24 protein-coding genes are annotated in these 22,198 nt (G+C 44.8%); 9 read left to right on the top strand and 15 right to left on the bottom strand.

The features are described from left to right. The first annotated feature begins 119 nt into the window (after window positions 1-119). The 4 genes from cysE (at window position 120) to QUA24_RS17080 (ending at window position 4,261) form a co-directional block, all read left to right on the top strand. The gene (cysE, locus tag QUA24_RS17095) at window positions 120-851 is read left to right on the top strand and encodes a serine O-acetyltransferase (RefSeq protein ID WP_333230881.1); all 732 of its coding nucleotides are present in this window, start codon (window positions 120-122) and stop codon (window positions 849-851) included. An 87-nt stretch (window positions 852-938) separates the two neighbouring features. Continuing rightward, window positions 939-1,523, top strand: a complete 585-nt coding sequence (locus QUA24_RS17090; RefSeq protein WP_333230880.1) for a Crp/Fnr family transcriptional regulator — start codon at window positions 939-941, stop codon at window positions 1,521-1,523. Between the two features lie 288 nt (window positions 1,524-1,811). Beyond that, entirely contained in the window at window positions 1,812-2,768 is a 957-nt protein-coding gene (locus tag QUA24_RS17085) for a sulfurtransferase (RefSeq protein ID WP_333230879.1), read from the top strand. A 182-nt stretch (window positions 2,769-2,950) separates the two neighbouring features. Next, complete coding sequence (locus tag QUA24_RS17080) at window positions 2,951-4,261, top strand: YeeE/YedE family protein (RefSeq protein WP_333230878.1); 1,311 nt, start codon at window positions 2,951-2,953, stop codon at window positions 4,259-4,261. A gap of 770 nt (window positions 4,262-5,031) precedes the next feature. On the opposite strand, the gene QUA24_RS17075 is transcribed toward QUA24_RS17080, so the two are convergent. Further along, window positions 5,032-5,265, bottom strand: coding sequence for a hypothetical protein (locus tag QUA24_RS17075; protein WP_333230877.1), 234 nt, complete (start codon window positions 5,263-5,265; stop codon window positions 5,032-5,034). Window positions 5,266-5,375: 110 nt separating this feature from the next. Between QUA24_RS17075 and QUA24_RS17070 the strand changes: the two genes are divergently transcribed. Then, window positions 5,376-5,813 (top strand): Rrf2 family transcriptional regulator, encoded by a 438-nt coding sequence (locus QUA24_RS17070; protein ID WP_333230876.1) that lies wholly within the window; start codon window positions 5,376-5,378, stop codon window positions 5,811-5,813. An 18-nt stretch (window positions 5,814-5,831) separates the two neighbouring features. Next, the gene (cysK, locus tag QUA24_RS17065; protein WP_333230875.1) at window positions 5,832-6,812 is read left to right on the top strand and encodes a cysteine synthase A; all 981 of its coding nucleotides are present in this window, start codon (window positions 5,832-5,834) and stop codon (window positions 6,810-6,812) included. A gap of 73 nt (window positions 6,813-6,885) precedes the next feature. Here cysK and QUA24_RS17060 read toward each other — a convergent pair whose 3' ends face one another. The 9 genes from QUA24_RS17060 to QUA24_RS17020 all read right to left on the bottom strand — a co-directional run bounded on the left by QUA24_RS17060 (window position 6,886) and on the right by QUA24_RS17020 (window position 14,259). Continuing rightward, window positions 6,886-7,680, bottom strand: a complete 795-nt coding sequence (locus QUA24_RS17060) for a sulfite exporter TauE/SafE family protein (protein ID WP_333210128.1) — start codon at window positions 7,678-7,680, stop codon at window positions 6,886-6,888. Between the two features lie 304 nt (window positions 7,681-7,984). After that, window positions 7,985-8,488, bottom strand: a complete 504-nt coding sequence (locus QUA24_RS17055; RefSeq protein ID WP_333230874.1) for a hypothetical protein — start codon at window positions 8,486-8,488, stop codon at window positions 7,985-7,987. 172 nt (window positions 8,489-8,660) lie between these two features. Next, the gene (locus tag QUA24_RS17050) at window positions 8,661-8,897 is read right to left on the bottom strand and encodes a hypothetical protein (RefSeq protein WP_333230873.1); all 237 of its coding nucleotides are present in this window, start codon (window positions 8,895-8,897) and stop codon (window positions 8,661-8,663) included. A 19-nt stretch (window positions 8,898-8,916) separates the two neighbouring features. Then, window positions 8,917-9,363, bottom strand: coding sequence for a DUF202 domain-containing protein (locus QUA24_RS17045; RefSeq protein WP_333083966.1), 447 nt, complete (start codon window positions 9,361-9,363; stop codon window positions 8,917-8,919). A 15-nt stretch (window positions 9,364-9,378) separates the two neighbouring features. Continuing rightward, window positions 9,379-9,801 carry a DUF202 domain-containing protein gene (locus tag QUA24_RS17040; protein WP_333230872.1) on the bottom strand — a complete coding sequence of 141 codons (423 nt, stop codon included), beginning with the start codon at window positions 9,799-9,801 and terminating at the stop codon, window positions 9,379-9,381. A 146-nt stretch (window positions 9,802-9,947) separates the two neighbouring features. Continuing rightward, window positions 9,948-10,613: a hypothetical protein gene (locus QUA24_RS17035; protein ID WP_333230871.1), complete on the bottom strand. Its 666-nt coding sequence runs from the start codon at window positions 10,611-10,613 to the stop codon at window positions 9,948-9,950. Window positions 10,614-11,156: 543 nt separating this feature from the next. Beyond that, window positions 11,157-11,819: a cadmium resistance transporter gene (locus QUA24_RS17030; protein ID WP_333230870.1), complete on the bottom strand. Its 663-nt coding sequence runs from the start codon at window positions 11,817-11,819 to the stop codon at window positions 11,157-11,159. A gap of 20 nt (window positions 11,820-11,839) precedes the next feature. Beyond that, window positions 11,840-12,544 carry a cadmium resistance transporter gene (locus tag QUA24_RS17025; protein ID WP_333230869.1) on the bottom strand — a complete coding sequence of 235 codons (705 nt, stop codon included), beginning with the start codon at window positions 12,542-12,544 and terminating at the stop codon, window positions 11,840-11,842. A 212-nt stretch (window positions 12,545-12,756) separates the two neighbouring features. Continuing rightward, window positions 12,757-14,259 (bottom strand): APC family permease, encoded by a 1,503-nt coding sequence (locus tag QUA24_RS17020; protein WP_333210139.1) that lies wholly within the window; start codon window positions 14,257-14,259, stop codon window positions 12,757-12,759. Between the two features lie 391 nt (window positions 14,260-14,650). Here QUA24_RS17020 and QUA24_RS17015 point away from each other — a divergent pair, with 391 nt between their 5' ends. After that, on the top strand, window positions 14,651-15,565 hold the full coding sequence (locus tag QUA24_RS17015; protein WP_333210141.1) for a LysR family transcriptional regulator: 915 nt from the start codon (window positions 14,651-14,653) through the stop codon (window positions 15,563-15,565). Window positions 15,566-15,702: 137 nt separating this feature from the next. On the opposite strand, the gene QUA24_RS17010 is transcribed toward QUA24_RS17015, so the two are convergent. Continuing rightward, window positions 15,703-16,548, bottom strand: coding sequence for a prohibitin family protein (locus tag QUA24_RS17010; protein ID WP_333210143.1), 846 nt, complete (start codon window positions 16,546-16,548; stop codon window positions 15,703-15,705). A 53-nt stretch (window positions 16,549-16,601) separates the two neighbouring features. Beyond that, a complete protein-coding gene (locus tag QUA24_RS17005) occupies window positions 16,602-17,804 on the bottom strand; it encodes an EAL domain-containing response regulator (RefSeq protein WP_333230868.1) in 1,203 nt (400 codons plus the stop codon). Between the two features lie 421 nt (window positions 17,805-18,225). Here QUA24_RS17005 and QUA24_RS17000 point away from each other — a divergent pair, with 421 nt between their 5' ends. After that, on the top strand, window positions 18,226-18,741 hold the full coding sequence (locus QUA24_RS17000; protein ID WP_333210147.1) for a heme-binding protein: 516 nt from the start codon (window positions 18,226-18,228) through the stop codon (window positions 18,739-18,741). Here QUA24_RS17000 and QUA24_RS16995 read toward each other — a convergent pair. From QUA24_RS16995 to QUA24_RS16985, 3 genes are all read right to left on the bottom strand, one after another. Next, the gene (locus QUA24_RS16995) at window positions 18,728-19,144 is read right to left on the bottom strand and encodes a secondary thiamine-phosphate synthase enzyme YjbQ (RefSeq protein ID WP_333210149.1); all 417 of its coding nucleotides are present in this window, start codon (window positions 19,142-19,144) and stop codon (window positions 18,728-18,730) included. The two genes, QUA24_RS17000 and QUA24_RS16995, sit on opposite strands and share 14 nt — an antisense overlap. A gap of 96 nt (window positions 19,145-19,240) precedes the next feature. Further along, the gene (locus QUA24_RS16990) at window positions 19,241-20,341 is read right to left on the bottom strand and encodes a glycosyl transferase (RefSeq protein WP_333210151.1); all 1,101 of its coding nucleotides are present in this window, start codon (window positions 20,339-20,341) and stop codon (window positions 19,241-19,243) included. Between the two features lie 150 nt (window positions 20,342-20,491). Continuing rightward, the gene (locus tag QUA24_RS16985) at window positions 20,492-21,451 is read right to left on the bottom strand and encodes a hypothetical protein (RefSeq protein ID WP_333230867.1); all 960 of its coding nucleotides are present in this window, start codon (window positions 21,449-21,451) and stop codon (window positions 20,492-20,494) included. A gap of 176 nt (window positions 21,452-21,627) precedes the next feature. Here QUA24_RS16985 and QUA24_RS16980 point away from each other — a divergent pair, with 176 nt between their 5' ends. After that, window positions 21,628-22,194 carry a hypothetical protein gene (locus QUA24_RS16980; RefSeq protein WP_333230866.1) on the top strand — a complete coding sequence of 189 codons (567 nt, stop codon included), beginning with the start codon at window positions 21,628-21,630 and terminating at the stop codon, window positions 22,192-22,194. The last annotated feature ends 4 nt before the right edge of the window (window positions 22,195-22,198 follow it).

Raw genomic sequence — 22,198 nt, 5'->3', positions numbered from 1 at the left:
ACTGTAATTTGGTCGGATTACAGTATTATGTGTAATAATGCCAAAACCAATACTGCTTTAAGCAGCTTAAACCGTCGGCATTGCCGATACTGTATAACCAAAACACGGCGAGAGTAAATATGTTCAGTGACTTGCAAATTATTTACGAACGCGACCCTGCGGCGCGTAACTGGCTGGAAGTATTATTTTGCTATCCCGGACTGCAAGCACTCTTTTTGCACCGGATAGCAAACTGGCTTTATTCCGCTGGCCTGCCGTTTGTACCCCGCTTGATTTCCCAACTGAGTCGCTTTTTAACAGGTATTGAGATTCACCCAGGAGCAAAAATTGGTAGGGGGGTGTTTATCGACCACGGTATGGGGGTGGTCATTGGCGAAACGGCGATCGTTGGAGATTATGCTGTAATTTATCAAGGAGCGACCATTGGCGGCACGGGTAAAGAAATAGGAAAACGGCATCCAACGCTGGGAGAAAATGTAGTGGTAGGAGCAGGTGCTAAAGTTTTAGGCAATATTCAAATTGGCAATAATGTTCGGATTGGTGCGGGTTCGGTAGTGCTGCGGGATGTCCCTAGCGATTGCACAGTTGTGGGAATCCCCGGCCGCATCATCTCTCGGAAAAAGCAGGTGGAAGATGCTCAAAATTCTCAAGGTCTACCGGATTTGGAAGCTCAAGCGATTCGAGCTTTGTTCGATAGAATTAAGAATTTAGAAGAGCAGGTTGCTTTTTTGAAATCTCAATTATCTCCGCTAACAACAACTGGATTAGAGCAAAAAGAGGCAGAAAAACATGAATTATTTATGTATTATAATTTGTTTATTACAGATTTTTTAGACGGTGCAGGAATCTAGTTAAATTTTAATTTATATAGATTTTTGCCGACAAGACTATCCTGCTACCCTGGTACAAACTAACTTTAATTTATTCAGTAACTGGCTATGACTATTGCTTCTCTTTCCACTAAAACATTTGATGAAACGAGCAGACATATATTCTCTCGCCGCTCGCAATTGCCGAACAGAAGCAATGCTTTGTGGCGAATTGAAACTGGAGTAGTGCGAACTGTAACGTGGCTTGAAGATGGCACAATTATCACCTTGGGATTGTGGGGGCCTGGTGATACGATCGGCAAACCGATATCAAAATGCGATCCTTTTCAAATTGAATGCCTCACTAAAGTCGAGGCAATTCTATTATCTGGTGATCGCTGGCTAAATAGAGATATTTTGCTCACTCACATTCAGCAGGCTGAAGCTTTTATGGTAATGCGAGGTTACAAAAGAGTTGATTTTATGCTCTATCAACTATTAACTTGGCTGGCTAAGAGGTTTGGTTCTGAGGTAGAGCAAGGACATCTGATAGATATGATTTTAACGCATCAGGACATTGCAGAAATCATCGGCACAAGTCGCGTAACAGTCACTCGCACCCTCGGTCATTTTGAGCAGCAAGGCTTGATAGATCGTCTGCCGCTCCACCGGATTATTCTGCAACCTTCCGAGGTGTGGCACTACGAAATCTAAGGGTAGAATCAATGTCTCGCCGCGTGCTCGCGAGCCCGTTGCTGACACGGGCAAATTCGCACGCGCGTGCGAAGCTATTCCGGAGGGAATCGCCCCAAAATTCCTGTATCCTTCGCTACTAAAAAAACTATTGACTTTCTGAGACTGTCTGTGCAACAATCAACAGCTATACCTATAATATACGGTAAATCAATCAATTTTAAGGTGATTACTGGAGGGAGTGATCGGCTCTCTAGCAGCGAGGAGCTTTTTGTGCTTTTCGACAGAGACAATACAAGAGGAAAGAAAATGAAAACTAAATCCCTGAAAGCTCGATTTAAAAGAAACAAAATAGGGGCATTAATTGCCGTCCTAGTGGTGCTGGCGATCGCAATTCCTCTGTTCCCATTTTTCCCAACCCAAGCAGCGGAATCAAAAAGTAAAATTCAATTCGTTTCCCCCGCGTGGGTTGCCCAAAACGCCAGCGACAAAAACCTGCGAATTCTCGATGTCCGTACCAATCCAATGGACTACTTTATCGGGCATCTTCCCAACGCAGTCAACATCGCCGACAACACCTTGCGCGGGCCGGACAGTGGTTTGCCAGTACAGTATCTAACGCCGGATAAACTGGGGCAATTACTGTCGCGGGCAGGAGTAACAGACAACAGCCGCGTCTTAGTTTATTCCGACGGCAGAGACATTCTCGGCGCGACAATGGTTGCTTACGTATTGGAGCGATTGGGACACTCGGACATCGCAGTTATCGACGGAGGTTATGCGGGTTACAAAGCAGCTCAAACTGTGACGAAAGAGTTTCCAACATACGCGGCTGGTACACTGACTGTGCGCGACAACAAATCAATTCGTGTTACCCTAGATGAAGTCAAAAATTTAATTGGCAAAGCAGGCGTCACATTCATCGATCCCAGACCGGAAAAACTATTTCAAGGGGAAGAAAAAATCTGGACGCGCAACGGACACATTCCCGGCGCTCGCAACCTTCCATGGCCGACTTTTACCGATGCTGAAAACCCGCACAAGTTGAAGTCTCTCGACGAAATCAAGCAGATTTTGGCAGCTAAAAAGATCGATCGCAACAGCGACATCATCGTTACTTGCAGTACGGGGCGGGAAGCAACGCTGCAATATGTAGTTTTGAAACACTTGCTGAACTATCCGAAAGTCAGAATCTACGAAGGTTCTTGGACTGAATACAGTCAGACTAATTTACCTGTAGAAACTGGTCCGGAACAAGCAGTGTAGGAAACAAATCTGTAGTTAACAGGAATTTTGGCTAAAAATTGACCGAATAGGTAGAATGAAAACAGCAATTATCTCGATATCAATGCTCGGAATAATCAGCGCGATTGGCTTTGGTTTATCAACAATAGCTGAGCACCGACAAGCAGATAATTCCGTTGCTTGCACTCCTAGTGAACAACCCGATGAAAAATCGGAGACTTCGCCGCGAAACACTTAGCGCTAAAATGGAGGCTCTGCCTCGCTTTACAGTTGTTTCTGGAGTCAAGTATTTTATTGTGAATAACACCGCAGAAATTGCTTTTTCACCGCTGGCAAAAACTTCGCCGCCCCGATCGCAGCGTCCGATTTTAGCTCTGATACTGACGCTATTTGCTGCTGGTGCGGCCGGTTTGAGCGCCTACGGCTGGCGGCAGAGCGTTTTATTTCTGATTGGAGGCTTGCTGGGCGCGAGTTTGTATCATGCAAGTTTTGGCTTTGCTTCTGCTTACCGCAAATTATTTGCCGATCGCGATATTACAGGTGTTTTAGCGCACTTGTTGATGTTAGGAATTGCTACTGTACTTTTTGCTCCCGTACTTGCATCAGGAGAGGTATTCGGACACAAAATAGCCGGGGCTGTTGCGCCTGTTGGCTGGCAAAATGCGATCGGCGCTTTTCTATTCGGAATTGGAATGCAATTGGGCAGTGGCTGCGCTTGCGGCACGCTTTGGACAATTGGCGGCGGCAGCACGTCAATGCTGTTAACGCTGCTGACTTTTTGCATCGGTTCTTTTGCAGGAAGTTTGACCAGACACCTGTGGAATTTACCATCGCTGCCACCGATATCTTTAGGAAAAACTTTGGGATGGATGCCCGCAGTCATCTTGCAGCTAAGCGTATTTCTGTTAATTGCGATCGCCCTCTGGCAGTGGAATCGCACCAATGGCAAGCAACCCTTAACAGCAGATTTTATCATTAAAACTCCTCAATCTCAAATCAAGAATCAATGGCTTTACGGGCCTTGGTCTCTCGCTGCCGGAGCCTTTTCCCTTGCCTTTCTCAACTGGGTAAAACTGTTAATTGACGGCAGGCCTTGGGGAGTGACTTGGGGGTTTACTTTGTGGGCCGCAGAACTTGCTACTGCTTTCGGCTGGAATCCCGCAAATAACCCGTTTTGGAATACTCCCGACAAGTTAGAATCCTTGCAAAAAGGCATTTTTGCTGATGTTACTTCCGTGATGAATTTTGGCATTGTTTTGGGAGCAGTTTTAGCGGCGGCTTTGGCTGGCAAATTCACCGTCAAAACAAACCTTTCGTTACCCAAAGTTACAGCCGTTTTGAGCGGCGGTTTCATGATGGGTTATGGATCGCTGCTGGCTTTTGGCTGCAATGTCGGCGCTTTTTTTAGCGGTATTGCTTCTACCAGTTTGCACGGTTGGCTGTGGATTGCGACTGCTTTGTTGGGCAGCGTTGCGGGAATTAAATTGCGATCGCTCTTGCGACTTGAGAATTAATTTCCAACATGAATAGGCGATCGACCTGCGGGTAGGGACAAAGGATTTGCCTTTGTCCCTATCAGATGTCGCGTTTTCCCGCCAAGCGCGCCTAAAACAATAAACTACTGTTTACGCATAAACATTTAGTATTTAATAGTGTAATGTATTAGATTAAGTAGAGAGAGGTGGCGAGCGCACTCAAATATCTATCGCCAAACTTCTAGCAAAACAGTCTCTCAATCTTGCCACTGTTGCCATTAATAAGAATTAGAATTGCCACATCAGCTAAATATTATAGATTATCCGGGCAAATCTCATCAGGCTGCATTTGCTCTATATCAAGCGCATTAAACTTAATTATGCGCTCAATCGACCTGAGAAAAACAAGAGGAACTAAGAAGCATTAATGCGGAATCATCATCTCGCAGATAGTGTCTTGCAGCCATTTAAGAAAAAAACTGGTTGGCCAGTATTTTCTCTTAAATCAGCCGCTCTGTTAAAATCGTCCCTATTCAAAGGTGACGGTGCAATCTTCGCTCAAATTCAGAATAATCTGGGCAACAGATAATTTGTATCGAATGTGCGTTTATTAAATTTTCTCATCGACTCGTCAATAAGTTCAAAAGCAAGGGCAACAATCCCACCTGCTTTTTTCTTTCTGTTGATTTCTTTATTCTCACTGCCAACAGATGCGATATATCGCACCTGTTGACGGCAGCTAAGTAGGTCAGCATCAATAAACTTAACGATGACACAGCATATATCCGCCTACCTACTTAGCCCTTACTTCAAGGCGGCGGTATTGCCTCTAAAATACTCGCTCCCTGCAACATTTGAGACTTTCGGGATCTACCCGCTTCTGGGTGTTCCCAAGACGGTGCAAAGGGCGGAACTAAAAACGGACAAGCTTTCCACCCACCCTGTACCCCCACGCCTAGCATTAGGCAGTTTCCGCCCCTGTGCCCATGCTGCTCGTAATACCGACAGTGCCGACAGCTTAAACCTACATTTACGTTGCTCACGGGATTTCTCCAACCGTTTTTGTAATAAAAATATACTAACACCTGTATGCCTACCGGAATTATGTACTATTATATAATGTACAATTTAAACTCGATCGCCAGTGGGGAATGTGGAACTATCTTCTAGAGTAGAATACGCCCTGTTAGCCCTCTTGGAACTGGCGAGCCACCATCCGAAGGATTCGCCCCTAACAGTAAACGAACTTACTGCTTCTCAAGAGATACCGGAACGTTATTTAGACCAAATTCTTGCCGTGCTGCGGCGTGCAAGTATTGTCCAGAGTTTGCGGGGTGCTAAAGGCGGTTATTTGCTGGCGAAAGATCCTTGGGAAATTACTTTGCTAGATGTGTTTTCGACACTAGAAGGCGACGGCAGCGGCCAGACCCAAAAAGTTTCGGAATCTGTAACAATAGAAAAAACTGCGGTGCTAGAAATATGGCAGGAAGCTCAACAGGCATCTTGGGCTGTTTTGGGGAAATACACATTACAAGATTTGTGCGAACAGCGGGATGTTCGCAAACAAGCACATCCCATGTACTACATTTAAATGGAGAGAAATTAAGCCATGAGAATTGCTAAGGATGTTACAGGAATAATTGGCAGAACTCCTTTAGTTCAGCTCAATAAAATTCCCCAATCCGAAGGAGTAGTTGCTCGAATTGTGGCCAAATTGGAAGGGATGAATCCGGCTGCTTCGGTGAAAGATCGGATTGCCGCGAGCATGATTCAGGCTGCAGAAGATGCGGGGTTAATTCAACCGGGGAAAACTATTTTAGTTGAACCGACTTCAGGCAATACTGGAATTGCTTTGGCAATGATCGCGGCGGCGAAAGGGTACAGTCTGATTTTAACGATGCCGGATACGATGAGTTTAGAGCGCCGATCGATGCTGAAAGCTTACGGAGCTCAGTTGGAATTAACTCCGGGACATGAAGGGATGTTAAGCGCGATCGCCCGTGCGGAAGAAATTGTAGAAGAAACCCCCGACGCTTTCATGCTGCAACAGTTTCGCAACCCCGCTAATCCGAAAATTCACCGGGAAACCACGGCTGAGGAAATTTGGGAAGATACAGAGGGTAAAGTAGATTTTTTAGTGGCTGGAGTTGGCACCGGCGGTACGATTACGGGAGTGGCTGAGGTAATTAAACAGCGGAAACCGAGTTTTAGGGCGATCGCAGTTGAGCCCGCCACCAGCCCCGTGCTTTCTGGAGGTAAATCTGGTGCTCACAAAATTCAAGGGATTGGCGCAGGATTCATCCCAGAAGTCTTGAAACCAGAGTTAATTGATGAGGTTATCGCAGTTAGCGACGCAGATGCGATCGCCTACAGTCGCCGACTTGCCAGAGAAGAAGGATTGTTGTCAGGAATTTCTGCCGGCGCCGCTTTGTGTGCTGCAATTCAAGTCGGCAAGCGTCCCGAAAATGCTGGAAAATTGATAGTTTTTGTGCAGCCTTCTTATGGCGAACGCTACCTCAGCACAGTCTTGTTCAAAGATTTAGAATTGCCTTCAGTCCGCGAACTCGAAGCATTAGTCAGCAATTATTAATACGTAGTAGGAGCAATCCCCGTGGTTGCCCTTGCAAATTAGGGGTAGGTATTCTTGGCACTACCCCTACTTTTCAGACTTGATACAACTTCCAACTCGCCATTGCCAACATTCCGTAAATCACAAACTTTAGCGGGCGTTGAGGCATAATTTGGCAGAATTTAGCCCCTACCAAAACTCCCGGCACCGAACCCAACCAAATTGGCAATACTAAACTCCAGTCTACTGTTCCGAGGCTGAGGTGTCCCAGAGATGTAAACATCAACAAAATTGCCGCCTGCGAAATATCTGTACCCACCAATTTAGAAGTATCCAGGCGGAAAAAAGCAATCAGCAACAATGCAAACATCGAACCGGAAGAAACGCTAGTGATTCCCACTATGCAGCCTAAAATTGCTGCTGCACCCACAGTACAAAAACGACCATAATTAGTATTTAAGTCCCATTTAGGAGGCGAAGGCAATTTAAACTTAGGGAAAAATGTTTTGACCACTAATTGGGTCAGGGATAAAGCGACAATTAGTGCGATAGCTACTCCGAGAAGGCGCAGCAATATGCTGTCTAAGTCCTGACTTCCGCTGGATTTGATGTAGTGTAAAACCCACACGCCAGTCAGGGAACCGGGTACGCTACCCAATGCCAGCCACTTAACTACTTGCAAGTCGAGGGTTTTTTGCTGCCAGTGTTTGAAGCCACCAACAACTTTCATCAGTGTAGCAGCTACGACATCCGAACTAATAGCAATTGAGGCTGGAATTTGGAAAACAAAAATTAACATTGGGGTGATGAGCGACGCTCCGCCAACTCCAGTCAAACCAACGATAATGCCAACAAAAAAGCTGAGAAATGATAGTAATAAGTAGTTCACTGTTATGCCCAAAAACTGTGTAATTAAGCGCTGCCAACCAACAAATAGATAACTGGCGCGGCTCCGGCAACACAGCTACACAGGCAAAATCTTACTCGCATTCCAATCTTTATAGCCAGGAATTTTGCTATTCAACGCTTGAGACTTACCGCGCGTTCAGCTACAAAATTTTTGGTAAAAGTAAGTAAATGCCAATAAACAAAACTACATAACTTGTAGTGTAAAAGCTCCCTGATTTTCTGATATCTACCTGTGTAACTGATTAAAAACCCTCGATTTATTTATGGGGTTTATATTCGACTTTCTACCTGGAAGTGACGAGCGTCACAGGTAAAGCAGAACTGAGGTTAACCGACTGTTGGCTGGAAAAGAAATCTGGAGTATCGAGAACATTAAAATGAATCAATGCCACAATGACAACTGTGAAGGCGGTTGATGATATTAAACCAGTCAATAACTCTTTTTTGAGGTTTTTTTCCTTGGGTTTGTCTGTAACAACATCTAAAGTTCCTAGCTGCATCAACAGAATTCCCACAATATTGGAAAGCCAGTAGCCGACAATTGTGCAAGGAAACAGTAAATCTGGGGAAAGCCAACTAAAGATATACCCAAAGGCGTAGGCAATTGGCAGATTGAAAAATATGTCGTTCCACCAACACAGCGGTGATAGCAAATATCCAATTGCCAGAAGCAACCCCCCTCTGATCTTTTTAAACCAGACTTCGTTAAAGCCCTTAGCTTGTGGCAACTGTTGGCTTAGTTGTCCTGCAAGCTGGTACTCTTCAATGACTTTTTTAGCGTTTTCCACGTTAATAGCTCATTACTCGATCGACTTACCGTAGTTTAACAGCAAAGCTGAGTTATGTCTAGTAAGTCAATCGAGTTACCGTATTTTCTTGGTGATCGGCTGAATATACTTTGTTTTCGGTAGAAAAATATCTATCCGGGAGAGGTTGTTGAGAATGCTGCCTGGTGCCGGTTTAGGCTGCGATCGAGAAATTGAAAGCTTCAGGCAAATGCTTGACAGTTTGCCAAAGATATGCAATATCGATACCCCAGTAAAATTGCAGGTAAACGAGCAAAAGCCCGATCACAACTGTCACGCCTAGCAATTTAGGGACTATTTTCGCGACAGTCTCCAGCACTACGAATGCGGCCCAGATAGCAGCACCTAAGATGAGAATGGAAGCACTCGTGGCAACTATATCGCTATTCATGATTAACTCCTGTTGACAATCAATCGGGTATTACAAAACTACTTGGGCTCAGGGCAGTTGCCAAAATTGAATAAATTACTCCAATTCCCAATAAGCCCACAGCGGAACTGAAAAATAAAACCATGGCGTCTGGGGGATTGTAGGTATCGTGGTCAATTTGGTGGCGAACGGTGAAGTAGTGCTTAGTTGAGATTAAGACTGTCACCCAACCTATTAGAGAGAAGATTAAACCCAACTTCCACCCCATCGCCTGACGGTAATGTACGGGCATTTGCACGACGCGAAGTCGGATGATGACGACGCCAAAAGCCATAAGGGCGATCGCGGCCCGCATCCATGCTAAGAAGGTGCGCTCATTTGCCGATCGATCGATCACCCGCGACAGATTGGGCTGCTTTGGTTTCTCATCATCTACTTGCATCGGTTGGAACGATAATTGCACGCGATCGAACTCTTTAATATTCATATTAAACGGCCACCATTATTCAGGTGCCATCAAACCTTCTAAGCTAGAAGGAATGGTGAACATATAATAAATTACCCCAGCGCCTAAAATGGCGATCGCCAGACTGAAAAGAATTACCCAGCGATCCGTAGGTTCATAAGTATCGTAATCGATATCGTGGCGGACGCCGAAGTAGTGCTTAGTTGAGAATAACACCGTCAGCAAACCCACTGCTGAAAAAAGCAAACCCAACTTCCAACCATTGCCGGGAGTTGGCAGCAGAGGGGCATGGAAGGTGCGAAGGCGGACGATAACTACGCCAAAACCCATCAGCGATATTGCTGTCCGCATCCATGCTAAATAGGTGCGCTCGTTTGCCAAGTGATCCCGCACCCGCGACGGATTTGGTCGCCTAATCTTTTCTGTATTTACTTTCGTGGATTTCCAATTTAATAGCATAGATTAGCCTTTTAATATTAACTCCAAATATGAAGGTAAACTGATAGATTTTCGCTGGGACGATTATCCGCCGGGGAGCTATCCCCGGCGGGTTGTTGCGTTGGAACAGGCTTTACACAGTCGATCGCATTACAACTTCACCAAAACTAATCATTTTCCTCAGTTGGTGCGTTGGGAACTTGCGTATCTATGTAAGCCTGAGTCACATCAGGAACAAACCAATTCGCATCCCCAGGCTGGAAAACCTTAGCAGTAGGAACGTTGAATTCTACAGCCCCCGTATCGGGATTAGCTCTGGCTAAAACTTGAGTTCCGTCAACTATCTTAACAGCTATACCGCCCGTCAATTCTTCTGAAGGTTGATCGGTAGTTCTTAAATCGGTTGCTTTGATATCGCTGGGTAGATAAATTCCATCGCAATCCCATTTATGTTCAGTTGTTTGGCCGTCAGCTAGAAAATAAAGGGCATTCTCGTAAGTAGAAGAAGCGGCTTTTTTGCCTTTCGGGCCGTAGACAGCCAGGGTTTTTCCTGTCTCGTTGCGGCACTGACCCCAAGGCTTTCCCGTTTCTAAAGTGTATTTTTGAAACTCCAATTGAGCGATTTTTTGCTGAAGTTGCTCAGGGGTATAAGTTTGGGCGGTATCGGGTGCATCTTTCGCTGTCCTGAGAGTGTTCAGAGCTTGAGTCACCTCTATGTAGTCGGGATTGCTCGCATATTTCGGCGTTTTTGGAGCGTCGGCCCAGGAGGGGGGAACGAATACTAAATTGGCGGTCATTACCAAGAGCACTAAAACAAATTTGAAGATTTTCACAATTTTTGTCCTTTTCTAGATTGTCAGGTTTTTTTCAACTTTCTGTTTGCTTGCTATCTTAAGACTTAGGCAAAAACGAACTATCTTTAACTGGTTGGCCTGAAAAACCAAATTTGGCAGAATCCAAAATTCGGATTTTTTAGGATTAGACCTATTGTCAAAGTCGAGCGGTGTGGGGTAGTGGCAAAGTGTTCGGGCGATATTTTAATGATTCCTCCTCAAGTTTTTAGCTGATGAGTTGGATTCACCACTACAGGATTTAGTGAAATGACAGGTATATTCTTGCCTAAGTCTGGCAACTTGCTAGCTCACAAAATGGCTTGAACTTTCGTAAATATTCGAGGCTAAATTAGTTTGAAGCTGCTTTTAGCTCGGTTAATTAGTTCATTATTAACTTAGCATATTTGGTGATATATGGCAAGTAATTTAGACACCATTTTAAGAAAACAATTGGTAAGGTAAAAATGATGAGTTATAAATTATAAACATCGAAAAAATTATCTACCTAGAGAGGGATGTAAGTAGCGGAAGCGAAGCTAATTTTTAGTTAAATTGAAATGCCGGGAGCAGGCGATAAGTACCGCTTTCAATCAGAATGAATATTCCCAAGCCAATCAATACAAAAGGGACAACAGCCTTGGTATAGCGAGTCAAAATAGGGGCGATCGCCCTGTGACGAGTTAACCAGTAAGCGGCATAAGACCAAACACCTACCATCACCGAGAAAACCGCCAAAATCACCATCAAGCTCGGCAAATCGCTGCTAGCAAACAGTGGCAAATAAATGCCGATGTTGTCTCCCCCGTTCGCCACTGTTACCGCAGCCACATTCAAAGTTTGGGGATTGAAAAGATTGGCGAGTTTTGACAGCACAGATGAGTTAGATTGACGGTTAAATTCGCCAGATACGGCTTGTACGTCATTTTCCTCATTATCTCTCCTGACTAAGTGACTGATGCCGATCGCGATCGGAACCAAACCCAGCAAACCAATCCAAGCTTTCGGCACAATTAAACCACCAAAAAAACCGGGCAAACTAGCAGCGATGAGTGCTGCAAATCCGAGGTACTTACCGACAAAGATATGCCGGGGACGGAAAGTATCATTTACCTGGGCGAAGAACAGCATCGAAATCACCATATCGTCGATATTGGTTGCGGCAAAAGATGTCATCCCGGCAATAATCGCTGCTGCAATCCAATTCATGTGCTGTCCCTGCAATTTTTCTAAACTTCAGTTTCGCTGGTGTTACTTCTGCTCATAGTTATCAAACAGAAACAGCAACCAACTAAAGATATTATACTTAAAGTTGGACTAGCCAGAGTGCCACTTTTTACCAGAATCGCCATTCCCAATCCAATCAAAACAAAAGGCACAAGCTGATTGCCGTAGCGAGTCAAATTATCCGCAATCGCCCGCATCTGAATTAACCGATAAGCAGCGTAGCACCAAACGCCCACCATCCCGAAGAATACAGTGAGAACCACCGCCAAACCTTCTAGAGTATTGCTAGCAAAAAGCGGCATATATATCCCGATATTGTCGCCCCCATTTGCCACCGTCACCGCTGCTACGCTGTAAGTTTGAGGAGACAAAAAACTTCTAAAAAAAGATTTCTCAGATTGCTCTACTTCTGCCTCAACTTCGGAATCGTCGGTTTCTGGATTCAGCAAGCGGCTAAGCCCGATCGCAATTGGCAGCAAACCCAGCATTCCGATCCAATCTGGCGGAAATATTAAGCTGCCAAAAAAGCCGGGAAGGCTAACAAAAACCAGTGCAGTAAAGCCCAGAAACTGACCGAAGACGATATGCCTGCGCCGAAATACTGCATTCACCTGCGAGAAAAACAGCAGCAGAATCAGAATATCGTCTAGATTCGTAGCCGTAAAAGCTGTTATTGCCGTAGAAATTGCTGTTAGTAATTCATTCATTTCTGTGTCTCCTCAGATTTTTTATTGGTTGTACTTGCTGGGTTCGTATCTTCGGAACGGGCAAGATTCCCGTTCCACAAAAATTAAATTTTATTGTGAGCTGTTGATCGAAGCAACGCCTTTGAAATGCTGATTGACAATGCTGCAATATCTCAGTAAAAACCCAGTTGCTTAAAAACTATTTCTCCGAACAGCGCACTGGTAACTGCTAATCAAAAACGCTCACTGTCAAAGGGGACGGCTTTCAATCGAACACCGCCGTAAATTGCATTTTCTTCCTCGAACTTGGCATGAATTGCGTCAATACCCTGCTGCATCGATCCCGCGAGTTCAGGAGAACGCAGCCGTTGCCAGAAAAACCATCCGCAAGTAGCCGCCAAGTACATCAAGAACAAGTAAGGAAAGGCATTGTAAGGAGCTTCTGGAGGTGGGAACGTAGTGCTGCCGGGAATGCCAACGCTGCCCGCAATCGGAATCATCATAAATGCGATCGCCACCACGGAGAACAGCACATCTCGCAGGCGCAACTTACCAATTTTGTGCAGGTAAACCGGAGCCGCGATCGAAATTAAGACGTACACGGTTAAAAATCCGTAGCTGCAAATTGCCCCCAAATAACCCATACAATCGAACAGTTTGATGTTAAACATAGACATCACAGCAGGCACCAAAAATGTCATAAATGTACACAGGGTTACTGCAACGTGGGGAGTTTTATTAGACGAATGCGCTACACCTAATGAAGAGTGAAACAAACCGTGGCGCGCCATCATAAAAAACACTCTCGCCGCTGGATTGATGCTGCCGAGCACGCAAGCAAAAAAGCTAAATAAAGCGCCGAAAGCCACTAACTCTCCCAACCAACCCATGCCCACTTGTTGCGCCAGAAAAGTCAGAGGTTCTTCACTATTAGTAATAGAAACTCCAGTACCGCTAAAACCCAAAACCTCAATATAGGTCATCAGAATGAAGAATAAGCCTGCCATCACAGCGCTGCCCATGACAGCCCTGGGGATATTTTTTAAGGGTTTTTTCGCTTCGTCGCCCAGAGATGTCGCACTTTCAAAGCCAGAGAAACCAAACATTACTAAGACAAGTCCTGTCGCTATGTTCCCCGGAGTTACGCCTTCCAAAGTCAGTTGGGACATATCCAGGGCAAAACCTTTGTGCGCCCAGATGATCATTCCTAAAAGTGCGATGGCGGCCACTGATGCCCCCTCTAGCCACAGCATCGCCATAGCTGAGAGTTGGATATCTTTATAACCTGCATACCAAGCAACCCCGGCCCCGATCGCTAACAGCGTAATCGGCGAGGGATGGATGCCTAAATGACCGATGAAAGTACCCGTAAAGTTGGCAAAACCACACAAAACTGACATTGCAGTAAATAGATAAGCCAGTACCAAACTCCAGCCGCAAATTACGCCGGCAGTCGGGCCTAGTCCTTTAACAATATAAGAATAAAGAGAACCGGCAGAAGCCGATCGACTCGCAAATTGGTTGATATTGATGCTGACAAATACTAGGCCTATCAAGCCGATGAGAAAGCTCAGCCAAGCCCCGTTACCCGAAAGAGCGACAATTAACCCTAGATTAGATGCGGGTATAGTTGTAGGTGCAATGACAGCAAAGGATTGAGCTAAAACCTCCCCAAACGAGAGGCAGTCCGGCTTTAAGCCGTGGGGACTGTGATTTTTTGGCGTTTTCTTAGTCATTTATCTTCTCTCTTGTTGTCGATCGACTTTTGGCGATCGGCTTAAACTTGTGGGTGCTGCTTCAGCATCGGGCCCTGCGTTAGAAGCTTAAGTATCACCTTAAGGCTCTTGACAGGTAGAATCAAATGGTCTTGTTTATCGAATTAATAAATACAAGTGATGCAGTGCCGTGGCAAAAGAACTGTTGGAAGACGAGACCTATCTGTCGCCACCAGCCCAAACCCTTGATGTTAAAAGGAAAATTTAAATAGCGGCTAACAACCGTGCTTTTCTGGGAATTCCAGTCTGTACCAGATACTCGAAAAGTTCAGGTCAAAGTTTAGCCGCCAAAGATTTTTATTTCAAAAAAAAACTGTCTGTATTTAGTAAAAGGGTACTCAGCATGGCCGGAATGACGCTTGATCAACTGCGAGTTTTTCTAGCTGTCGCGGAACACCTGCACTTCAGCCGCGCAGCGGAAGAACTTTACATCACGCAACCCGCTGTCAGCGCGACAATCCAAAGCTTAGAGGCGCAATACGGAGTAAAACTATTTCACCGCATCGGCCGCCGCATCGAAATCACAGATGCGGGGAAGTTGCTGCAAGTTGAAACTCAGAAAATTCTCGACCAAGTTGCTTTGACTGAGAGAGGTTTGCGGGAGTTGAATGACTTGCAGCGAGGCGAATTAAACTTGGGTTGTAGTCTGACCATTGGCAATTATTGGTTGCCTGATAAACTTAGCAAGTTTAAACAGCAATATCCTGGTATTTCCGTGAATTGTACTCTGGCAAATGCCGAAGAAATTTGTGCAGGGACGGCGACGGGAACATTTGATTTAGGTTTAGTGACGGGAGACATCAAAGCTTCGCTTAAGAACACTCTGGAGGAAGAAGTTGTAGGCAGCGAACGCTTGCTGATTGTAGTTGGCCAATCTCACCCTTGGTTTGAACGTGCAGAAGTGAGTTTAACGGAAATTGCGAAAACGGATTGGGTGATGCGAGAAGCTGGTTCTGGAGTTCAGCAAATGTTGGAACAAGCTTTGCAAAGTTGGGGCGTTAATCCCGATGAATTGAATGTAACTTTAGTTTTGAACAGCAGTGAAATGGTAAAAGCAGTGGTGGAAAGTGGCACAGGTGCAGCGGCTATTCCTGAATTGATGGTAAAAAAAGAATTGCAGCTATCTACACTACGAGCGATTAAAATTATAGATAGCCAACCAAGTTCTAATGTATGTTTGGAAATAATTAAACCCGTTTTAAAACTGAAGCACCGACAGCGTTTTCAAACTGGAATTACTAAAGCTTTTGAACAGATATTAACTTAAGGTGCTGGTAATTGGTAATTCAGGACTTACGCACCAATACTCAAGAAAGCGGGTTTTTTACCCACATAAAAAGCTAAACCCCGTGTATTTTCGTAAAGAAACCCGGTTTCTGGCTACCCCTGCGTGCAGGATTATAATTATCTCTCAACCAATTTCCTCAAGTCCAATATATTTTTACCCCCATCACCAACAATCAGCGGCAATTTCCCATCCCATTTTTCTATAGCCTGCCTTTCCAAAAGTTCCGGAGTCAAATTGTCCCGCAGCAACCTTTGCACTTCGGCTTCTCCCTTGGCTAAATTCACCTTAGCGTCCGCCTGTTTTGCTGCTTTTAGCGCTAAAAACTCCCCTCTTTTTGCCTCCTGTTCGGCAATTTGTTTCGCCTCCACCGCCTCGCTAAACCGCTCAGAAAAGTGAACGTGTACTAAAGAAATATCGTCAACGGCAATGTGATATGTAACTAGCCTCAAGGTCAAAGAATCATCAACTGCGGCTTTAACTTCTCCCCGCTTAGTAATAATTTCTTCAGCCGTGTATTTAGCCATAACTGCTTTTAATACTTCTTCAACAGCCGGCTCGATAATGCGAGCCACGACTTCTTTCTCGTCACCTATTTGTTGAAAAATAGCATTGGCTTCTTCTGGGATAATATGCCAGTTGAGCGCTACATCCGTGAAAACATCTTGCAAATCTTTTGAGGAAGCTTCAGCGGAACTTTCCTGTTTTTGTACCCTGACGCTCAACTTTTTTACACTATAAACTGTGGGGACTATTACGTGAAGTCCTTCTCCGAGTACCTGTTCTTGCACTTTACCAAACTGCATCAGCACGCCCCGTTCTCCAGCGTTGACAATGATAAAAAATCTGGATAAAATAGCTAAAAACACTATCAATAGAGCTAGTTGAATAGCTAGGTAAAAATCCTTATTTTTTTTATTGCTTGATTTGAGTGAGTCAACGTTTTTGCTGGATTCTACAACCATATTCCACCCCGATCGCACTTAATTCTCTGCTCAATATTAACTTAATAGATATTCTATTTTCCTGCTATCAACAATTGTTCAAAATCCGCTGATGCCAAAGGAGGACTAAACAAATATCCTTGCATTATATCGCACTTATAGCGCCATAGAAAATCTTTTTCGGCTTCCGTTTCAACTCCTTCGGCAATTACCTCAAGACAGAGACTGTGCGCCATTTCAATAATAGCTTTCACAATCGCTGCATTTGTGCAACCATCGGTTATATTGCTGATAAAACAGCGGTCTATTTTTAAAGTATCGAAGGGGTATTGCGTCAGATAGCTTAAAGAAGAATACCCCGTTCCGAAATCGTCAAGAGATATACAAACTCCCAAATTTTTCAAGTGTTGCAAAGTGGCGATCGCACTTTCGGCATCTTCTACCATCAAACTTTCTGTCAGCTCTAATTCCAAACTGCTCGCTTGCAAACCAGTTTCTGCTAAAATTTGGGCAACTCTGCTGCTGAGATCCGGTTGGTGAAATTGGCGCGGCGACAGATTCACCGCTATCCGAAGCGAAAAACCAGCATTTTGCCAAACTTGCATTTGCTTGCAAGCTGTGTGCAAAACCCACTCCCCTAACTGTACAATAAAGCCAGTTTCTTCGGCATGGGGAATAAATTCTGCAGGCGAAATCAGCCCTTTTTCTGGATGTACCCAGCGCACTAAAGCTTCGGCGCTCATAATCTTACCTGTCTGGACATTGACTTGTGGCTGATAGTAAACTTGGAATTCTTCTCGTTCCAGTGCGTCGCGCAAACTTGTTTTTATCTGCTCTAATTTGTCGGTGGCATCTTGGTTGAATTCGCTGCTTGGCGATCGCAAAGTATTGTACTGTTCGGCGACAGCTTCTTGTTTTTTCAAGCGGCTCGATATCGCGCCCACAAGTTCAGCTTTACTAAAAGGTTTAGTCAGGTAATCATCTGCTCCCAATTCCATACCTTGCCGCATTTCAGAGCGATCGGCTTTACCGGTCAGAAAAACAAAAGGTACTGTAGCAGTAACCGGATTAGATCGCAAGGCCACCAGCACCCCATACCCGTCAAGTTCTGGCATCATCACGTCGCAAATAATCACGTCGGGAACATTTGACACCGCCGCATCTAAACCTTTTGCTCCATTTTCTGCACCCGTCACGTCGAAACCTTCAGCTTTGAGGAGTTTGAGAATATTTTCCCGAATTACTTGCTCGTCCTCAATCACTAGAATCTTTTTCATACGTCATTCCCTGAAAGCGGTATAATTGATAGGCGTTATTGAACGCGATAAGCGTGGCAATAACTGAGAACGCACAGCTCGATCGGCCCAACAGCCGAATATTTTCCGACACAAATAGCAAACACCTGAAAAACGCTAATTTTTCAAGCACAACTAGATTAATGTTTCTCTGCTTACTCAGTGCCGTCCGTATTATTATGAGGTTAATTAATAATCTCTCAACTAATTCTAGGCGATCGATAGTTAGCAGCGCCTTAAATAACTGCTAAACTAATTGTGCCACCTGAACGATTGTCTGCAAACAATCTCAGTCTATTTATACCAGTTGTCAAAAATAATGCAACTGCAAGCAAGTTCCAAACCCTTGCGGAGTCAGTATTCCCCCATTTTTCAATGTAAAATCTCAACTTTTAAATCTCAAATGGTATTACCTACTGGATTCCCTGAACCCGCACAGATTGGGGTCATAGAAGTTAAGCAATATCCTCACTACCGCGCTGTCACCTACACCCACGCGGGCGATTTGCGACAAGCAACTGGCATCGCCTTCAATCCCTTATTTCAACACATCAGCAACAACCAAATTGCGATGACAACGCCAGTAGAAGCGCGCTACACGAAAACTTCCGGGCAAATCGATGCAGTTCCTCAAGCTGAAGTTTCGTTCCTCTATCCCGCACCAAATATCGCCCCCAGCAGCGTTAACTCCGCTGTAGAAGTTACGGATACTTCGCCCATGATGGTTGTCAGCATCGGCGTGGGCGGGGCCTACACTTGGGAAAGCTACGAAAATAACCTCCAGAAACTCAAAGATTGGCTTCAAGAACATCCTGAATACGAAATAGTCGGGCCGCCGCGCCGCTTTTTTTACAATTCCCCGATGACGCCGGAAGCAACTAAAATCAGCGAGGTACAAATTCCGATCAAGTGCCGCTGACGTGAACAACTAATTCGCGAATATGACCCCGCTGACGATGTTCCCACAGGTAAATTCCCTGCCAAGTTCCTAACAGCAACCTGCCGCGGTCGATCGGGATTTGTTCAGAAGTATGAGTCAGCGCAGTGCGAATATGCGCCGGCATATCGTCTGGGCCTTCCGCATCGTGAATGTAGCGATCGTCCTCCGGTACCAGTTTAGCCAAAAAGTTAGCCAAATCCTTAAGTACATCCGGGTCAGCATTTTCTTGAATCACCAAACTAGCAGAAGTATGGCGCAAAAATAAACTACAAAGTCCCGTTTTAATACCTGAATTCGCCACCACATCTTCTATCTTAGGAGTGATTTTGGACAGAGATTTTCCTGTAGTTTGAATCTTGAGTATCTGTTGATAGTGATTCATTCGATTTTAGATTTTAGATTTTGGATGAGACTGATGCAAAAGTCTTCTGTCGGCGGAGGTAGACTTTGTTTGTGTAAGATCGATTTCTAATCGCACTTATGAAAAATAGTCTACAACAGCTTGGGCGAGATCCTCCGTACCATTTTTATCCAATTTACCCGACAAACGGGGCGGATGCAGCGGTTGCCGCAAAAACTCCCAATCCCCCTCAAAAAACTCCGTCGCCGTCAAGATTTGATGTTCCGCATAATTTTGAATCCCTTCCAGCAACACCCCAGCTTCTGCAAAACCTTCTCTCATTATAGAAACGACAGGTATTTCCAAGCGCAAAGCTTCCGCAAAAGTGCTGTATCCCGGTTTAGAAACTAAGCGCCCGCAGACAGGCATAATATCAACCGGACGGGGTAAAATCGGGAGAGATTTTGCAAACTCCTGATTTTTGACTTTAATCAAATTCGGCAAATCGGGAGCTCCCGCATCAAAAGTAATAAATTGCCAGTCGCTAAATAGCTGTAAATTTTGATAAGGAATTTCCTCTAAACCCAATCCGCCGAAAGTCAACAAAACAGTTTTTTCCAGGGGTGTTTCAATTCCGAATACTTCCCGAATTTTCTCGTTACTGTAGCGAGGATTGCCGCCAGTCAAGCCAACATCTTGAATATTGGGGAAAGCTGTCATCGGTTCGTGCAAAGGAAGACGAAAAAGCCGATCGCACATTCCGAAACATTCACCAATCCAATCTGCCATTTCTACAAATTCCCCGCCCCACTCGCGATAGATAAAATCCCACCCGAAATTGCTCATCATCCAGCAGGGAACCCCCGCCGCTGCCGCCATTCGCGTTGCCAAAGGAGGAATATCTGCCAGCACCAAACCCACCCGATTTTGCTTGATAAAATTAACTTCGCTGGCAATTAGGGAATTTTGCTTTTTCCGGATTTCCCGCAATTTTTCCAGCGTCGCGTCTTTATCCATATTCAAACTGTCAGCTTGCACCACACCCACATCAAAAGCGCGGGGACGGTGGATAAAGTCGCCACCAATATAACATTCTAGCAGCCAGCGAGGTGCTGTTGTTGTGATAATTAGTAAGATATCTGGATTTAATTCTTGAATTTTTGCAGCTACGGACGCAACTCGGACAGCATGACCGAATCCGTGATTTGTGATGGCAATATATAATGTTGGTCGAGACATTTATAATAGGGAATGGGGAATGGGGAATTGGGCATCGGGCATCGGGAATTGGAGGTAGAGACTGAAAGGCAACAAGGCCAAGCTTCAAGCGACGCACAACCAACAATGACACAATGAATAACTAATGACTATCGAATATGCAAGAACTCATCAATCGTGCGCGCCCTCAGACCAAACAGGCAATTGATTAATTTTGTCCAGCGTTATATCTACATACTTTTTACCATCCGCTGCTAGATTTTCCCCAAAATATCCCTCATCGCCGTCGTGCTTGTGAGGGCCGCTCACAGCTTCTGCATAGCGGCCTTGCAAACGAGCTTGATTGAAAGGAGAAGTAGCGTACCAGTACCAGCGAGTCGGAAAAACTATGCCGCCGATATCCTCAATAGAATCGCGAGTGCCGCGAAAGTGGAAAATGCGATCGGCTTCTGCAAAACCATTTTCTCCCGAAAACACCCCCCCAACCGAAACAACCGTAATTTCTGCCTTCAGCCATTCTTTAAGATAACGAGTAGCACCTAAAGCAACTTGTGCGCCGCCGCTAGTGCCAATTAAAATAACTTTTAAAGGTTGTGGAGAATTAACTGAAATGGGGGATTTAGCATTCATCCGCTCGATAATTGCATTAGCTATTCCCTGATTGTATGCAAAGCCGTAGCGATAATCTAGAGAAATTGCAAACCTCCAGAGATTGCGAATTTTAATGAATATATTCCCCGCAATCGGCCCTTTTTTTGCCTGTTCTGCAAACCGCCAAAAAGGAGCTAGCCACCGCTCTCCTCCTAAACTTTTGTTAGAAACTGAGTAAGGAAAAACATCGCCCACTGCTACGCATTGCGGGTGACTTTTAACTAAGCGCTTGAGAAACAACTCTTCGCCCGGCGTTAATTCGTCCCCCGAAAAATCGCCAACTCCCGGTAAAAAGATGATATAGCAATTAAGTGGCGAAGACTTACGCGCTTCTAGATTGCCCTTCTTAGATGGCAATATCTCCGGTGGAGTTTTCTTGATACCAAAAGTTTCGGCACTTTGATTCAGCCACCATATAACAGTCCCCACCGGCGAAAGAATGCCCCAAATTATCAAAATTACACCTGCGATAAGCAACAAATTTAAGCTTCCCCCACGCAGCCATGCAAGTATCCGTAAAATCAATCTTAGCATTTAATAAAATCTGGTAGAATGCCAATTAATTACCTAATTATCTAGAAATACTTCGGTGATTCTGCTGTATTAGAGCTTATTTTGTAAAAGTTGTCAACTATCTTGAGGAGCAGGAGTTCAACGTGAAGGGAGAAGATTCAATTGCAGGCTTGGGGGCAACGCTTTGGAACGCACTTTCTTTGAACGGCAATTTTTACGAAAAAACTCCCTACACTCGCAGAACTAAGCGGATAGCTTTAACAATTGTAATTTTAGCTGCGGTGTCCCGCGTTTTGGGCAGTGCTGTCATTTTGTTAATCAATCGAACTGAGCTATCAGTATTATTTTTAGCACTTTGGATAGATGGTTTGGCAGTCGCGGGGGGTTATTATTTTTGGACTTTTACTATCTTTAAAATCGGCGAGTGGCTGAAACCGGGTCACGTAGCTTATAGGGAGTTGTTGGTTCCGATCGGGTTTGCCTACGCCCCCCAAGTGCTGAATTTTTTAACGTTAATTCCCTTGCTGGGAGAAGGAATTGAGCGGATATTAGTTGTGTGGAGTTTGCTAGCTGTAATTGTGGCGGTTCGCCAAGGTTTGGATATTCAAACTCGCTGGGCGGTGTTAATTTGTTTTGTGGGTTGGCCATTGATCCAAATTGCGATCGGCTTTGTGAAAGTAGTTGAACAGTTGCTTTCACGATGGCTTTAATTCA

Source organism: Microcoleus sp. Pol12B5, from assembly GCF_036701335.1.
GTDB lineage: Bacteria > Cyanobacteriota > Cyanobacteriia > Cyanobacteriales > Microcoleaceae > Microcoleus.
This window is presented reverse-complemented; position numbering and strand designations above follow the sequence as displayed.